Source organism: Apibacter sp. wkB309 (genome assembly GCF_002964915.1).
Classification (GTDB): Bacteria; Bacteroidota; Bacteroidia; order Flavobacteriales; family Weeksellaceae; genus Apibacter.
Genome location: NZ_PSZL01000002.1, coordinates 308,031 through 325,219, shown reverse-complemented (window position 1 = coordinate 325,219; position 17,189 = coordinate 308,031). Strand labels below are relative to the sequence as shown.

14 protein-coding genes and 1 riboswitch are annotated in these 17,189 nt (G+C 31.2%); of the genes, 1 reads left to right on the top strand and 13 read right to left on the bottom strand.

Annotated elements, in window-relative coordinates; translation table 11 throughout:
• Positions 1-142 precede the first annotated feature (142 nt).
• Positions 143-2,605 (bottom strand): TonB-dependent receptor, encoded by a 2,463-nt coding sequence (locus C4S75_RS03140; RefSeq protein WP_105296869.1) that lies wholly within the window; start codon positions 2,603-2,605, stop codon positions 143-145.
• Positions 2,606-2,766: 161 nt separating this feature from the next.
• Between C4S75_RS03140 and C4S75_RS03135 the strand changes: the two genes are divergently transcribed.
• A complete protein-coding gene (locus tag C4S75_RS03135; protein WP_105296868.1) occupies positions 2,767-4,761 on the top strand; it encodes a ComEC/Rec2 family competence protein in 1,995 nt (664 codons plus the stop codon).
• Here C4S75_RS03135 and C4S75_RS03130 read toward each other — a convergent pair.
• From C4S75_RS03130 to metN, 12 genes are all read right to left on the bottom strand, one after another.
• Positions 4,748-5,245: a DUF255 domain-containing protein gene (locus C4S75_RS03130; RefSeq protein WP_105296867.1), complete on the bottom strand. Its 498-nt coding sequence runs from the start codon at positions 5,243-5,245 to the stop codon at positions 4,748-4,750. The genes C4S75_RS03135 and C4S75_RS03130 overlap by 14 nt on opposite strands.
• Before the next feature lie 89 nt (positions 5,246-5,334).
• On the bottom strand, positions 5,335-7,473 hold the full coding sequence (locus C4S75_RS03125; RefSeq protein WP_105296866.1) for a TonB-dependent receptor: 2,139 nt from the start codon (positions 7,471-7,473) through the stop codon (positions 5,335-5,337).
• Between the two features lie 58 nt (positions 7,474-7,531).
• A riboswitch (TPP riboswitch) is annotated at positions 7,532-7,626 on the bottom strand.
• 11 nt (positions 7,627-7,637) lie between these two features.
• Positions 7,638-8,348, bottom strand: a complete 711-nt coding sequence (locus tag C4S75_RS03120; protein ID WP_105296865.1) for a C40 family peptidase — start codon at positions 8,346-8,348, stop codon at positions 7,638-7,640.
• Between the two features lie 216 nt (positions 8,349-8,564).
• Complete coding sequence (locus tag C4S75_RS03115; protein ID WP_105296864.1) at positions 8,565-8,948, bottom strand: DUF3276 family protein; 384 nt, start codon at positions 8,946-8,948, stop codon at positions 8,565-8,567.
• A gap of 120 nt (positions 8,949-9,068) precedes the next feature.
• Positions 9,069-10,826: an ABC transporter ATP-binding protein gene (locus C4S75_RS03110; RefSeq protein WP_105296863.1), complete on the bottom strand. Its 1,758-nt coding sequence runs from the start codon at positions 10,824-10,826 to the stop codon at positions 9,069-9,071.
• A gap of 107 nt (positions 10,827-10,933) precedes the next feature.
• Positions 10,934-11,941, bottom strand: coding sequence for an aspartate-semialdehyde dehydrogenase (locus C4S75_RS03105; RefSeq protein WP_105296862.1), 1,008 nt, complete (start codon positions 11,939-11,941; stop codon positions 10,934-10,936).
• Positions 11,942-11,977: 36 nt separating this feature from the next.
• Positions 11,978-12,409: a hypothetical protein gene (locus tag C4S75_RS03100; RefSeq protein ID WP_105296861.1), complete on the bottom strand. Its 432-nt coding sequence runs from the start codon at positions 12,407-12,409 to the stop codon at positions 11,978-11,980.
• A gap of 113 nt (positions 12,410-12,522) precedes the next feature.
• A complete protein-coding gene (locus C4S75_RS03095; RefSeq protein WP_105296860.1) occupies positions 12,523-13,767 on the bottom strand; it encodes a type IX secretion system plug protein domain-containing protein in 1,245 nt (414 codons plus the stop codon).
• Positions 13,768-13,793: 26 nt separating this feature from the next.
• Positions 13,794-14,453, bottom strand: coding sequence for a monofunctional biosynthetic peptidoglycan transglycosylase (gene mtgA / locus C4S75_RS03090; RefSeq protein WP_105296859.1), 660 nt, complete (start codon positions 14,451-14,453; stop codon positions 13,794-13,796).
• Positions 14,454-14,482: 29 nt separating this feature from the next.
• Complete coding sequence (gene metQ, locus C4S75_RS03085) at positions 14,483-15,286, bottom strand: methionine ABC transporter substrate-binding lipoprotein MetQ (RefSeq protein ID WP_105296858.1); 804 nt, start codon at positions 15,284-15,286, stop codon at positions 14,483-14,485.
• 31 nt (positions 15,287-15,317) lie between these two features.
• The gene (metI, locus tag C4S75_RS03080) at positions 15,318-15,971 is read right to left on the bottom strand and encodes a methionine ABC transporter permease MetI (RefSeq protein ID WP_105296857.1); all 654 of its coding nucleotides are present in this window, start codon (positions 15,969-15,971) and stop codon (positions 15,318-15,320) included.
• On the bottom strand, positions 15,964-16,995 hold the full coding sequence (metN, locus tag C4S75_RS03075; RefSeq protein WP_105296856.1) for a methionine ABC transporter ATP-binding protein MetN: 1,032 nt from the start codon (positions 16,993-16,995) through the stop codon (positions 15,964-15,966). The genes metI and metN overlap by 8 nt, the downstream gene beginning before the upstream one ends.
• Between the last annotated feature and the right edge of the window lie 194 nt (positions 16,996-17,189).

The following is a 17,189-nucleotide window of genomic DNA, read 5'->3' as shown; positions in this document are numbered from 1 at the left end:
ATTACTATTTTACTCTACTATTTATTGTAATTATCAAGTAATTACCAAAATATTTTAGAATTTAATCACGTATGAATTAGATCCAAATAATCAAACATAACATCTTATGAGTATGTAGGATTATTTATCGTTAACTTATCAACTAAAAATTGTAGGTAACACCGAAATTCCAAGTTCTTCCGTTGCCGAAATAGACCTGATTCGCGGTATCGATTCCTTTAAATTTCACGTTTTCTGCTCCTTTATCACCGGATTTTATATTGGTTTTAGAATAGGTCATAAATACATCATTTAATGCATTGTTGACATTGGCTCTAAAACGTAATGAGGCTTTGTCGAAATATAAAGTATATGAAGCTCCCATATCTAACGTAAAATAATTGGGAAGCTCAATTAAATCGATTTTTGTATTTGTAGCCGCCCGGGTTACATCAAAATCCGAATATAATTTTTCATATCTGTTTAAGTCAGCATCAAAAGTGAAATTTTTAAATGCTTTATACACTAAACCAACTCCATAACTGAATTGGGGAGCGTTTGAAGTTTTAACATCATCCAATAAAATATCCTTTTCACTCAAAATATTGGACAGATTATTGGAATCGTACGTTGTAGAATGCGCATTACCATTATATTTCCAATTGCCTAAAGATAAATGCCCTTTAAAATGTAATTTTCTGATAGGCTTGGCAAGAAATTCCACTTCTATTCCCTGATGGAGTTCATCGATGCCTGATCGATTTTCTATTTGATTGATGCTTTCATTTGAAATAGTTTCTACTCTGTTATTCCAACTGGTTCTGTATAAATTTATACTTAAATCCAAAAAGTTATAATGAAGTTCATATCCGATTTCAAATCCAATGATTTCCTCATTATCAGCCAGTGGGTTGACATCATTTTTCCAATTTAAAAATAAATTATTCTGAAAAGGCTGTCTGGAATAATATCCGGCATTACCGAAAATATTGTGATTTTCATTAATTTTAAAATTTACTCCTCCTTTGATATTGTAACCGGTATTATTTAGTGTTTTAGATTTTTGATGGTTGGGAGTGTAATTAAATCGATCTTTTCTGGAATTATATTGTTCGGAAATTACTCCTTGTATAAAGGCGCTCATAAAATGATTAACATATTCAAATTGTCCGAATGCTCCAATATATTGAATGGTTTCATCGTAATCAAAACTCAATCTTTGCCCCCTACTTACATTTCTAAATAAGGAACTCCAGGGATTAATATTATAGTTTTTAGTTGCTGTATGAGTACCGTTTACATTGGTTGAGATATTGTCGGTAATTCCGGATAATCCTAAAAAATTATTGGCTTGTTGAAAATGAGTACCCGTATAAGCTCTCCCATCAATTCCGACATTAAACTCAAAATGTTTTTTAAATTTATGATTAAAGTTGGATACCAGTCCGTACCATTGATGATTGTTTACCGAAGATCGTATGATGAAATTATCACTACCTGTTCCTATTCCATCGGTATTATGTGTAGAATTATAATCGAAAATTGCATCCCAACTGATGGTTCCATTTTCCTGATTTCTGCTTCCGGGTATGGCGTTGGGACTTTGTGGAGTAGAAATGTTTTGACTTTCAATGTATTTAGAGCCATATCCCCCGGTTCCTCCACCTCTTCCTAAAGAGCCGTAGAACACGGTAGACAAAGTACTTTTTTCATTGATTTTCCAATCCCAATTTAAATTGGCTACTGATTTATGATAATAATTAGTTCGTAATAAAAGTTCTTTTCCGTTTAACCACCCTTGATTTACATTATATCGGTAACCATATCTTTTAAAATCAGATATTTTTGTATAATAATTTTGATCATGATTTTGAGGTGCTCCAAAAATTATAAAATTGAAATTATGCTTTTCATTGGGTTGAAAGCCAATTGATAAAAAGTAATTTTGACCATAACCTTTAGTTCCTCTGTTGTACCCGTCGCCTCTCCACGTTGAGGTTGAAAAAGATACTCCCCATTTTCCCTGTAAACCGCTGTTGTATTCATAGGTAGTTCTCCAAAAACCGTCATTGCCCGTTAAAAATCGAGCCGTTGAACCGGCTTTTTTTTCGGTGGCTTTAGTTACAATATTTATGGTGCCGCCAACGGAAGATATAGCAAGTTTAGAAGACCCAAGACCTCTTTGTACTTGGATGGTGTTGGCAATGTCTATTAATCCGGTCCAATTGGTCCAATATACACTTCCGCTTTCCATACCATTAACAGGCTGACCATTTATCAAAACAGCGGTATTGGATTGATTAAATCCTCTTGTAATCATCTTTGAGTCCCCATATCCGGTGGCATCATTAACATAAATGGAAGGTGCATTTTTCATAAGTGCAGGAAATTCCTGATTTCCTCCTTTGTCCCTGATTTCTTGTTTTTTAATAATAGAGACAGCAATAGGGGTTTCTCTTTCCTTTACAACATCTATAACTCCTTTTCCAATGACTACAACATCGTCAATTTCTTTTTCTGAAATTTGAGTTGAATCCGGAGATATGTTTTGTGCAAAACCAATAGCCGTAGGAGCCATAATGCTTAAAAAGCAAAACAGGTCTAATGCTTTATACTTTAGATTCATAAATATTAATTTAATTAGTTTGTTTTTGTACTCTTTTACAGTAGTAAATATAATAGTATTAAATAAAATACTAAAATCTATATTGAAAAAAAATGTAATAAATTGTGAGATTTTATATACTATCAACTCTAAATTTTCTATTTTTAGCTAAATAAACTTCTATGAATTTTTCAAAAAATCCTTATGTATATTATTTTTTGGCTTTGATAATGGGGATTTTTTTATGTGATCTCATTTTCATTCCGATACCTTATGTATTAATTTTATTGGGGTTACTCTTAGTGTTCTTAGGATTTATAGTTAATAAATCTGATTACAAAGGCATATTTTCAATTTTAACTTTAGTAAGCTGGAGTTTAGTTGGAATGGTTGTAGTTGAATTAAATAATTGTTTATTAGATGATCATTATATAAATTATAAAGAAAATGGAAAAGCTCAAGTACTAACAGTTATATTAAAAGAGCAAAATAATTCAAGTAAAAATTTTCGAAAATATACTGCAGAGGTTACAACTATTATATATAAAAACAAACAGTTTCAAACTAATGGATCTATTTTGATCTTTGTTGATAAACAAAAATATAATTCGGTTTTAACTCTTGGCAATGAATATATTTTGAAACTTACAATTACTGATCCGACAGGGGCTTTAAATCCTCATCAATTTGATTATTCGAATTATCTAAAAAGAAATTATATTTTGCAGACGGGCAGAGTAGATGAGATTATTTCAGAATCACCGCATGCATCACTAATTTATTCGATTAAAAATTTTAATCAGTATTTAGTTAAAAAAATTGAAAGTTCAACATTAGGAGAAGATTCAAAAGAATTTTTAAAAGCATATTTATTGGGTGATCGGTCGGAAATGAAAAAAGAATCTATTGATGTTTATTCTAAATCCGGAATTATGCATTTAATAGCCATATCAGGAATGCATATTGCTCTGTTATTTGGTATTATTTTCAACCTATTAACCCTATTAATGAAAAGTGGAAACAGAAAAACCATTATTATCATTTCATTACTGTTTGTATGGTTTTTTGGATGTTTGGTCGGACTTACCTCTTCTGTTTTCCGATCATGTTTAATGATAACGATTTATTATTGTTTTGAATTGTTGAAACGTACCGGTTCTATCTATCACAGTATGGCCTTATCTGCTTTTATTATTCTTTTATGCGATCCGAATGAAATATATTCCGTGGGTTTTCAATTAAGTTATATAGCCGTATTTTTTATTGTCTGGTTGTCCCCCATCTTGATTTATCATATGAAAAGTAAGAATAAAAAAATTAATAAATGGATCGTAAATCCATTGGCGGTTACTTTAGCTGCGCAGGTAGGAACGCTTCCTTTTGTATTATTTTATTTTCATCAATTTTCATTGTTATCGATTCCTATCAATATTTTGATAATACCTTATACATTTATAATTACTTATTCATCAATAGTAGAGTTATTTTTGGTTTTCTTACCATGGGAGTATCAGGAATATTTTTCATTTATTTATGATTTTTTAGTTAAGCTTTTGGTGGATTCTACCTATTATATATCTTCGGTAGAACCACTAATGTTAAAAAATATTCCATTAAATTTATGGGAATTGTTTTTTGTCTCATTTTCTTTGATTTTTTTAAAAAATTATCTTTCAGGATTAAAATTGAACCATCTAATTCCGCCTTTATTATGCATAATTCTCTTTCAGTTGAGTATTTTATATAATGATTATCATTTATCCGGAGAGAAAAATTTTATAGTATTCAATCATAAAAATTCTTTATTGGGATTCAGGGATGGCAAGAAATTGCTAGTCGTAGGAGATTCAACTGAAAATTGGGAACTAGTAAAGCGATATATTATAGATCCTTACAGCATAGGAGAAAGAATCAATGAGATACAAATAAGACCTTCTAAGGAAGATAAAATTTATAAATGGGAAGGTAAAAAAATTCAAATATTAAATAAATCTTCAAAAAATTATAAGTATTCCGTTGATTATCTGATTGTAAATAATCCATTAATTGAATGTGAAATAGTTTCCGACGGTACAATTATAATTACAGGAAACAATAATAAGCATAGTCGATACAACAATAATTCTTCAAAATATTGGTATACATCAAGGCAAGGAGCTTTTATTAGTTGTCTTTGACTAAATTTTGGTCTAATTGAGATTTTACATTTTTTATAGTATTCAAAAACTCTTCGGGCTGCATAAATCCTGAAATTACAGAAACTGTTTCCCCTCTTTCATTTATTAATACCATGGAAGGATATCTTAAATTTCCTCCTAATGCATAATAAGCCCAAGATTGTATTCCGGCTTGTCCGTTTGTAATGTAATCGAACGTATTTCCTTTAAAAGTTATGGATTCTTTAGATTCTGCATTGAATTTAACCGGAATAAAATTCTCATTAATATAAGAAGCCACTTCTTGATTTTGGAATGTATATTTATCTAAAAATTTACAAGGACCGCACCAGTCAGTAAAAATATCTACAAACAACAACCTATTATCTCCATGTACTTGAAGACTGTCACCCTCTGATAAATTTTTCCACTGGATTAATTTTTTATCTTGTGCAGTTAAGCTTATAATCGATAAGGAAAAAAATAAAATAAACAGATTTTTCATATTAAATCTTTAATACAAAAATATATATTTAAATAGAATCAGTCAACTAAAATAAAATTTTTATCCGAGGTTTTCACAAAAGCATATGGTTAGAATTTAAAGCTGATGCCTGTTAAAAAATTAAATCCGGCTTGAGGATAATAAAAAGGAGTATTATCATAATAATATCCGTTATTTTCATATTTTGTGTTGAAAATATTATTTAAGGCAAGTTTTAAATTAAAAGATTTCATTGAAAAAAATGCTGGGGAAAATTCAAATACCATGTCAGAAATAAAATAACCGTTTAATTTTCCATTTTTAGGCTCTTCATTGGTCAGATATTGACTGCTAACGTATTGGTTCATCCATTTGCAATTTAAATTTTTTATAGGTTTCCATTCTGCTATAACATTTCCAATATACGAGGGAGAGAAAGCGATTGTTGTATTTCCTAGTTTTTTTATTTCAGAATCAGTTTCCTTTTTAAAATTTATATTTTTATTGATGCTTAAGGTTGAATTAGCAGAAAGTGAAAATTGGGCAGAAAATTGATAGGCTGCCGAAAGTTCAATTCCGGTTCGATAACTTTTACCGCTGTTTTCTCGTATAAAACTTCCTACATCATTTATTTTACCGCTTAACACTAATTGGTTGATGTAATACATTCCGTACCAGTTTGCGGAATATGAAAATTCACGGAAATTTTGTTGAATTCCTAACTCCACATTATGAAGGAGTTCTGCTTTTACATTTTTGTTTTCCAATATATCGTTTCGGCTGGGTTCTCGTTGAGCTAATCCATAGGTTACATAGATAGATCCTTTATCAATTTTATACGATGTACCGATTTTGGGATTGATAAAATTATAGTTTTTATCAAATTTTATAGGTCCACCATTCTTGTAAACACTTTCTCCACCCGGGAGGTCATGACCTTTATATTGTATGGATCGATATTGAATATCTCCAAATAAGTCTAAGTTGGGTGTAAGAGTTACTATAGCTTTAAAAAAGCCTGAATATTCGTCTTTATCTGCTTTATTTCTGTAATATTCATGATCTTTCAAGCCATTTGAAAAATATTGAGCCCAAATAACATTTCCGTAATGATATCCTTTATAGGTATTTGCACCCATTCCAATTTCAAGATTCCAATTATTAATCGTTCCGGTTACACGATTTAATATTCCGTAAAAATTATTATCCAGCCATTGTCTTCGAATCAAATCTGAACGCGAAATAGTTTCATTACCTATTATAAGGTCATTTAATTTATAATTGGATAATTTGGAATCTTGTTTATACTCTTCATAATATCCTTTACCACGAGTATAAAAAAGCGTGGAATTTAATACCCAAGAATTAGTAAACCTTTGTTTAAAATATAAATGATAATGATCTTGATTATAATTATCGGTTTCATTAGTATAATATCGGATAATATTTCCATCTTGATCATAAATGGCTCCGCATGAATTAAAAGTCCTTCTTTTCTTCATCATTTCTTCATTAACACCATTCCAAGCTTGATAGGTTTTTTCTTGTCCGCCAAATGTCATTAACCCGATAGATGTCTTATTTTTTTCGTACAAACCATGGACATAATAAGAAAAAAGATCAGAAAAAGCACGGTCTATATATCCATCAGACTTTATAAAAGATACTTTGGCATCTAAAGTAAGTGCGTCATTAAAAAATTTACCCGTCCCCAATCCAAAGGTGTGCTTATGTGTTTTAAACGAACCTACAGATTGATCTGATTGGAAATATGGTGTTTTGGACGGTGTTTGAGTTTTAGCATTAATACTAGCGCCAAAAGATCCCGTTCCTTCCGTTGATGTACCTACTCCCCGTTGTATGGTAAGGTTAGATAATGAAGAGGCAATATCGGGCATATTTACCCAAAAAGGACCTTGAGACTCTGCATTGTTGATAGGAACTCCATTTAAAGTAACATTTATTCGTGTCTGGTCACTGCCTCTTATTCTTAAACTGGTATAACCCACTCCTGCTCCGGCATCTGAAGTGGAAACTACCGAAAGATTATTTTTTAACAAGTAGGGGATATCTTGGCCTAAATTTTTGGCTTCCAGTTGTTTTGAGGTAATACGTTCTTTAGTAATGGGAGCATTTCCTGAAACAATAATTTCTTTTAATTCAATTAAAGAATCTTTCTTAATCTGTCCTTGTAGGCTTAAACTAAAAAGAGCGATAACTAATAAATAAAACCAATCCCTTTTTTTCATAATAAATAAATTTCAGGGATATGTTACAGGACTAAAAAAAATAAGATTTCAATAATTTGAAATCTTTATCTAAGATTTCCCTTGACAACATTACTTGTCCAGGTTCTTAGGGTATAATCTCAGCCGTTATAAACAGCACCCCTTCGTAGTGTTAAAATTAATTTTTATACAGAAGCTTTAGCTAGGCTAGTATCATTTTGAGCTTCTTCATGTATTTTTTGAATGTCTATATCAGAATCTAAAATTCTTTTACCTGTTCTAAATTTCGCGCTCCAATAAGCAGTATCCAGAGAAGAAATAGTTACTCCTTTGGACGAAGACGCGTGAATAAAAAATATTTCCCCGGTTGGGCTTACGCTTTCAACAATCCCTACATGAGAAATTCTGCTTTTAGGAGTATGAGCAAAGAAAATAAGGTCTCCTTTTTTTAGATTATGTTTAGAAACAAAAGTTCCTCTATGCGATTGTTCAATTGATGTACGAGGCAAAGAAATGTTTAATGCAGCAAACACATGCTGAACAAAAGAAGAGCAATCTATACCTCTTCTAGTAGTTCCTCCGTATTTATAAGGAGTTCCTAAATAAGTTCTGGCTTCACTTAGTAAATTATAAGCTCTTTTTGAAAATCTGCTTTCGGCATAGATATTGCTGTTTTCCAATAAAGCAACATCATTTCTTAATGTTGTAGAATAATTTTCATCACTAACCGATGCCGTACTGTAAAGTTTAACAGTTTTAGGATGATAAACCAGCATTTCGTTAGTGGTAGGATATTTATAAGTATCATTATTACTTGCTACGTAATTAGATACACATGAGGTAGCAGAAGTTGAAATTACTATAATTACAGAGAGTATTTTTATTAAAGACTTCATATATTCAAAGATGATACAACTAATTTATGTTGATCAAAAATAAGAATCATATACATATTTATACGATCAATTTAACTTTTTTTATATATATTTAACACAATGTTTAGAATATGTTAAATAAAAGTTAATGAAATAGGTGTAATAAAAAACAGATATTTTCAAGATAAATATCTGTTTTTTTATATCGTATAAATTTAGATTTTTAAAAAATATTATCTAAATGTCATCGAATTCAACGTTAGTATAATTTGAAATATTTGCTGAATTTGCATTGTCTTTATTTTCTTCGGATTGAAGATGGAAATCGTCTCTATGTCTTTCGGAAATAACTTTTTCTCCGGTTTCTTTAATAATGAAAGCAGTAGTTTCTTCAAAGATATCTTTGAAATTTTTAAAATCTTCTTTATATAAATAGATTTTAAATTTCTTGAAACCTAAAGCGCCTTCTTCAGAAATATTCTTTTTGCTCTCAGTAATTGTTAGATAGTAATCACCTGCTTTGGTTTCTCTTACATCGAAAAAATAAGTTCTTTTTCCTGCTCTTAATACTTTAGAGAAAATTTCATTTTCTTTCTTCTCTACATTTTCAAAATCATTCATCATATATGTGTTTTGTTTTTTATTGCCTTAAATTATATCTTTTAAGGGATAATAAAATTTAATTTTTTTTGTTTAAACAGAGCAAAAATATAAAAAATACTCTTAATATTACAATTGTTTTTATGATAGTTTTTGCGTAATTTGTTTTTTATAAAGTTCAGAATAAAAACCTTGATTTAAAATAAGATCTGCATGAGTTCCTATCTCATTTATTTGTCCTTGATCCAGCACAATAATTTTATCTGAATGTTTAGCGGATGAGACGCGGTGAGTAATAATCACTGTTGTTTTAATATCAATGTCATTTTCAATATTAGATAATATTTTTTCTTCTGTTTCAGTATCAACGGCAGATAAACTGTCATCAAATAAAAATATGGTAGGATCTTTAATCAATGCTCTTGAAATCGATATACGCTGTTTTTGACCTCCCGATAGGGTTACCCCCCGTTCACCTACTTCCGTTTGATACTTATCTTTAAATTCCATGATATTGGAATGAATTTCTGCTTTTTTAGCATATTTTTCAACTTGTTCCAATGTCGCATTTTCAACCCCGTAAGAAATGTTATTAAAAATGGTATCCGAAAAAAGAAAACTTTCCTGAGGTACGTACCCGATTTTATCTCGAATTACATTTAAATTATGTTGGGACAAAGGTTCATCATCAATATAAATTGCTCCTGAATCCGGCTCAATAAGACGTTCCAATAACAGAGCAATAGTTGTTTTTCCCGATCCGGTCTTTCCCATAAACACAATCGTTTCTCCGGGTTGTATTTCAAAAGATACACGGTTAAGAGCTTGTATTCCTGTATTCGGATAGGTGTAAGAAACATTTTCAAATCTGATTTTACCCTTTATAGGATAAACATTAAAGTTGGTATTTTTAATCTCTTCTTTAACGTTCAAGAAATCATTAATTCTTTCCATGGAGGCTTCAGCTCTTCGGACCATAGATATAACCCATCCTAAAGCTGTAAATGGCCATATTAAAACATTAAGGTAAAGAAAAAAATCTGTAATAGTCCCGACGTTTATTTTACCGTCTATATATCTTTGGCCCCCAATATAGAGTATAAATAAGTTGCTTAATCCGATGATTAAAACCATTAAAGGAGAAAAAATGGCTTCTGTAGTAGAAAGAGAAAGGGATTCATTTCTATATTGATTCGATTGATTTATATATTTTGATATGATATAGTCTTCTTTAGTGAACGATTTAATAACTCTTATCCCGGAAAAAGAGTCTTGAACAAATGAAGAAAGTTCCGATTGTTTGCCTTGTACAATTTTAGTTTTCTTATTAATAATGGTACTTTGGTTGTATATAAAATAAGAAAGAAACGGCAAGGGTAGAATAGCATAAAAAGTCATCACCGGATCAGAAGCCAGCATATATCCGAGAATCAATATAAGCATTATAAATAAGTTGGCGCTATACATAATTCCGGGTCCTAAATATTGACGGACATTTACCACATCTTCGCTGATGCGATTCATAAGGTCTCCTATTTTAGATTTTTTATAAAAACTGAAAGAAAGCGTTTGATAATGTTTATATATATTATTTTTAAGTTCAAATTCGATTCTTCTGGAAGCAACGATTATGGTTTGCCTCATATAAAACTTCATGATTCCGGAAGTAATTGGAGCCAGTACGATAATTCCTCCATAAAGAAGAAGCTGCTTCATTAATTGCTTTTTATCTAGTGAATTTGAATGGGTAAGAGATTGAGCAATAATATTAATGGCCTTTCCAATAAATTTTACAGGGTAAATAGTTAAAAAATTGGAAAGTATAATAAATACAACTCCATACAGAAGGAGTTTTTTGTGTTTTAAAAAATATGGATTTAAAGTTTTTAAGGCACTCATAAAAGCAAAGTTACAAAACTTGTAGTTTTTATTTCGTATAAACTAAAAAAGTGTATCTGATTGGATTAAATCGGATACACTTTATCATATATGGTATAGATTGCGATTTATCTTTTTTTATGTTTAATCAAATATTCTGCAATTTGAACAGCATTTAAAGCGGCCCCTTTACGTATCTGATCACTTACACTCCAGAAAGCAATACCTTTAGGATTGGTAAGGTCTTTTCTTATTCTTCCAACAAATACTTCGTCTCTTCCTGATAAGAATAAAGGCATAGGATATTTTTTTTCTGAAGGAATATCTTCAACAATTATCCCATTGAATTTTTCAAAAGCGTTTCTAACTTGTTCAACAGTTAATTCGTCCTCAGTTTCCACCCATATGCTTTCAGAATGTGCGCGCATAACAGGAACACGAACGCAGGTAGCAGATACCTGTATATCGGAATGCATAATTTTACGAGTTTCATTATACATTTTCATTTCTTCTTTAGTATATCCGTTTTCAGTAAACACATCAATATGAGGGATCAAATTAAAAGCCAATTGATGAGCAAATTTTTCAACTAGAACCTCCTCTCCGGCAGTTGATTGTTTTGCTTGTTCAATCAATTCTTTCATTGCAGAAGCACCCGCTCCGGATGCTGATTGATATGAAGAAACATGCACCCTTTTTATATGTGATAATTGTTCAATTGGTTTTAAAGATACCACCATTTGAATGGTTGTACAATTGGGATTTGCAATAATATTTTTGGGAGTATTCAATGCATCTTCCGCATTTACTTCCGGTACTACTAAAGGTACATCATCATCCATTCTAAACGCAGATGAATTATCAATCATGATCGCACCATATTTAGTGATGGTTTCCGCAAAATTTAACGAAGTACCTCCTCCTGCAGAAACTAAAGCAATATCTACCCCTTTAAAATCGTCATTATGTTGAAGTTCCTTGACTGTATATTCCTTGTCCTTAAATTTATAAACTTGTCCTGCACTTCTCTTGGATCCGAAAAGTATTAATTCAGTTAAAGGAAAATTTCTTTGGTCTAAAACTTTGAGAAGCTCTTGCCCAACAGCTCCGCTTACTCCAACAATTGCAATTTTCATAAATATATACTTTAATGATTTTTAATTATTTATCTTTTAGGGTAATAAACTGTTCCAAAATGCTCTAGGAATCATTCCGAGTACTAAAGCAAGTGAGACGACAGACATAAGAAGCGTCCAAACTGAAATTTTAGGTGCTTTTTTAATTTTTGCATTTACAATAGTAATTAAAACTCCAACCAAAACCATAGAGAAAGGATGTTCTATATAATTTCTTCGTATTGCAGCAATTCCCATAATATCTTTCATGCCGGCATTTTGAAAGATAGGAGAGCTGAAAAATAATAGTATTCCAAGGAGTATCTGTGTATGTGTGAATATCAAAGTTATAAGAGAGATTCTTTTCACCTGACCACTGACAGGTCTTTCCTGTAAATAATAAATAAACGATACAACAGTAAGTAATAATACAAAAACAAGGGTAATCATACCTACATAATGGTGTATGTTTTTAAAAAGGATATACATAAATTTGATTCTATTTCATTTTAATATGTAACAAAAATAGTAAACCTATAGAAATATAAGGGTATTTTAATCATTTTTATTCAAATTTTAAATACCGTATAACTAGATAAGAATTATAATCTGTTGGCTCTAATTTCTCCGTAGCCTATAAGTGCATCATAAGTGCCACCAAAAGGAGTATAATATAACAAACCTTGATATAGGTTTTCTGTTTGCCAAAATGAACCGGGAATTTCTGAAATGCTAAAATGGTTGTTTTTTTTATCAACGGTTGCAATAGTGTAATTATAATACCCTTGTTTTAATAGCATTGTTTTTACGTATAAACCTTGATTTTCATCGTAAATCATCCGATTAGAATCGGAAAGTTCATAATTATTGAATAATCCTACAACATACAAATCTTTATTTTCTAAAGGCTGTTTAAGTTCCAAAGAAAAAGTTACCGGAGTATAATCGCCTTCAGTTCGGGCATCCCTTTCCTGGTTAAGATCAAATCTCCTGAAATAATAAGCACCATTGACATCAGGATTATAGGCATAGTCAAGCGGATAAGGAGCAATGGAATATAAATAGGTAAGATAAAGTGGATTATTTTCTTCCGATTTAAAAACTCCGTAACCGGGGATGGAAATATTTTTGGTATCGAAAGTATAAAATTCATTACCTCCTTCAAAAGCATTGGTAAGTTGTCCGAAAGTGAAAGAATTACCGTTTACAAACTGTGGTTCTATATTATAGATCGCAGTTTGCCAATTGTTATTTTGAAGTAAACATAAAGAAAGTTGTCGGGTGGAGATTGAATTTATTCCCGAAATGACAGCTTGTGCTTTTACTCGCTGTGTTATGTTCGGGTTTTTAGATGTAGAATACCTCTCATATCCAACATTAATATGAGCAAAATCGTCGTAAAACGCAATTCTCTTACTGAATAAAGGTTTGTGGTTATCAGTAAAAACAGTTAGAAGATAATTTCCGGATACCTTAGGTTGCATGTCTTTATTTGGAAATTCTAAGGTATAATGAGTGTAATTTTGTCTCGTATTAAAGGAAGGTTGATAATCGTATAGTTGAGGTAAGGTATATCCGTCGATATATTCTGATTCAAAAAGATGGTCTTCATTCCAATTTCTGTCGTAATGCTTAATAGTATAGTAAATTTTTTCGTAGCCTTTATCTAACAGATCAAAAGTAAGCACAAACATACCTTTGTTCATGGATATAAAAGGAGTTTCATCATTCGTATCGGGATTGAATAATTGTATACCGTTAACGGATGAGCTGTATACTTTTTCTAAAGCCTGTTGAGAAAAACAGAGTTGAGAAAGTAAGCAGAAGAAGAGAATCTTTTTAAGCATTTTTAGTTTTTTTTAATTTATATATACTACAGAAAATTTACAGAGCCTTGTAAATTAGACATTTGTCGCATGATCCATAGTTTTCTTTTTTGAATGAACTTTCCATTAATTTTTTTTCCATATTCACGAGGATTGGGTAAAAGAGCGGCTAAAGTTGCAGCCTCACTTTTTGTAAGCTGAGAAGCCGATTTGTGAAAATAATGTTGAGAAGCGGCTTCTATGCCATAAATTCCGTCACCGAATTCTATAACATTTAAATATACTTCCAATATTCTTTTTTTACCCCAAATCCACTCAATGAGAGAAGTGAAATATACTTCCAGACCCTTTCTGACATAATTTCTACCCTCCCATAAAAAAACATTTTTTGCGGTTTGTTGTGAAATGGTGCTTCCTCCTCTTTTGGGAGATCCTTGTTTTTCTATTATTTTTTGAATCTCTTTAAAATCAAATCCGCCGTGTTTAAAAAAATTTTGATCTTCACTGGAAATTACCGCAAGTTTTATGGAATTATTCATACGTTCTATCGGAATCCATCTTTTTTCAATGGTTGAGCCATTCACAAAAAATCTTTTTAACATAAGTTCAGTGTATGGAACAGGCAACCATTTGTATACAAAAACCATTACAATAGAAAGTACCCATAAACCAATAAAAATCCATTTAATCCATCTAAAAATCTTCATTAAAATTTGATTGATTAAAAAAGGATGAATTACCAGCCTTTAACAGCTCCTCCCTTGAATTCTCGATCGGTAGTTTCTGCAACTTCATCCGATTGATAAGCTTTAACAAATGTTTTTACATTTTCAGCATCTTTATTATCTTCTCTTGAAACGATTACATTCATATAAGGGGAATCTTTGTCTTCAACGAAAAGACCATCTTTTAATGTAAAACCGTCTTTGGCTGCAAATGTATTATTGATAATGGCAACAGCTACTTTATCATCATTTAGAATTTCAGTTAAAATAGCAGGATCCATATCGACTATCTTTAAATTTTTAGGATTTTCAATTATATCAGAAGCGCTGGAAATAAGGCTTTTAGGGTCTTTTAATTTGATTAATCCTTCTTTTTGAAGAAGCAATAATGCTCTTCCTCTGTTAGTGGCATCATTTGGAATTCCTATCGTACTGCCGGGTTGTAATTGATCAAGCGATTTTATTTTTTTAGAATATCCGGCCAATGGATAAATAAAAGTATTTCCTACTATGGCAAGTTTATATCCTCTTTGTTTGATAATATTATCCAAAAATGGTTTATGTTGAATAATATTAATATCAATATCCCCATCATTAAGTGCCGTATTCGGTAAAATATAATCATTGAATTCTACCAATTCAACATCTAGCCCGTATTTTTCTTTAGCAACTTTTTGAGCGGTTTGAGCAACCACAAACTCCGGCCCCGATTCAACTCCAACCTTAATAAAATTAGGATTATTTGCCCGATCTTTTTTGCAAGAACTTAGAAAAAAAACAGAAGCAAGTAAGGTAAATACTATTAGTTTTCTCATTATCATATTATTTTAGACTTTTTTTAAATTTTTAACGATGATCCACTTTTTTTGAAAGATAATCTCCGACAAATTGGATCGCAAAAACAAGTAAAACTAATAATAATAAAACAAAATTCATAATTTCCATATTCTTGTTTACGTATCCTTCTTGATATCCAATTTTTCCCAATCCACCGGCTCCAACAGTTCCTCCCATAGCCGAATAACCGACTAAAGTAATTAATGAAATGGTAGCGCAATTAATTAATGAAGGCAATGCTTCGGGTAGCAATACTTTTTTAATAATTTGAAAAGGAGTTGCTCCCATAGCTTTAGAAGCTTCAACTAAACCGTTAGGTACTTCCAGCAGGCTGTTTTCAACCATTCTGGCGATAAACGGGGCAATTCCCAAACTTAGAGGAACTAAGGCTGCAGGTACTCCTATGGAAGTTCCTACAATCATCCGCGTAAAAGGAATCATCCAAACAATTAAAATAATAAAAGGAATGGCGCGGAATATATTTACTAAGGTAGAAACCGTTTGATTGAAAACAAGACTTTCTTTAAATTGACCTTTGCGAGTGATAAATAGAAGGATTCCGACAGGCAATCCTATCAAATAACCGAAAAAGCCGGAGACAAAAGTCATGACTATGGTTTCCCAAGTTCCTTTTGCTAAGAGATCAATAATTGAATTAGACATATCCTAATAAAGTTACTTTAATGTTTTTACTTTTTAAATACTCAATGGCAGCCATTTCTTTAGAAATCGTACCGATAATTTCCGTTAGCATGACCCCGAATTTAACGCCCCCCGCATAATCCATTTGAGCACTTATAATATTGTTGTTAATATCAAATAATCTGGAAATTTCGGATAATACCGGTTCATCTACCGTATTACCAGATATCTGTAGTTTTAGTAAAGGATGTTTTCCTTCTTCCGGCATATGGGTAATGCGTTTTTGATAATCTACCGGTATTTCTAAATGTAAAGATGAAGATATAAAACGCTGAGCTAATTCCGTTTTAGGATTTGAAAAAATTTCAGAAACACTTCCTTGCTCAATTAGTTTTCCACCGTTCATGACAGCTATATCATCACAAATTTGTTTTACCACATCCATTTCATGAGTAATCAATAAAATAGTGATTCCCAACTCTTTATTTAAATCTTTGAGTAAAGATAAAATGGAGCGAGTAGTGGAGGGATCTAAGGCACTGGTTGCTTCGTCGGATAATAAAACTTTAGGGTTGTTGGCTAACGTTCTGGCAATAGCAACTCTCTGTTTTTGTCCTCCGGAAAGGTTCGCCGGATAACTGTCTAATTTATCCGTAAGTCCTACCAGTTCAACCAATTCATAAACTCTATTTTTTATTTTAGTCTTGGGAGTATGATTTAATTCCAAGGGAAAAGCAATGTTATCAAATACAGTTCGGGAGGAAAGAAGATTAAAATGCTGAAAAATCATTCCTATATTTCTACGGGCAGAGGTTAATTTGGAAGGAGATAATTCCATCAAATTTTGACCATCAATCCAAACCTCTCCTGAATTAGGCCTTTCCAGTAGATTAACACATCTTATCAGTGTGCTTTTTCCTGCACCGGATTCACCAATAACACCAACTATTTTTCCTTCGGAAACCGAAAGAGAAATATTGGAAAGGGCTATGTTTTTTTTGCCTTTATGTTCGAATGTTTTAGTAATATTTTTTAACTCAATCATTTAATTGATTAAATTTTTTAAGTCTTTATACGATTAGGATTTGTGCAAAGGTACAAATAGTATATAGAAACTCATATTAAATTACAACATTTACTGCATGGAGAACATTTTAAATCATGCGAACCATTATAAGTTTATAATAAATTAGTTTTTTGGGAGGTATAAATTTTATAAAAATGAAATAGTATATAATT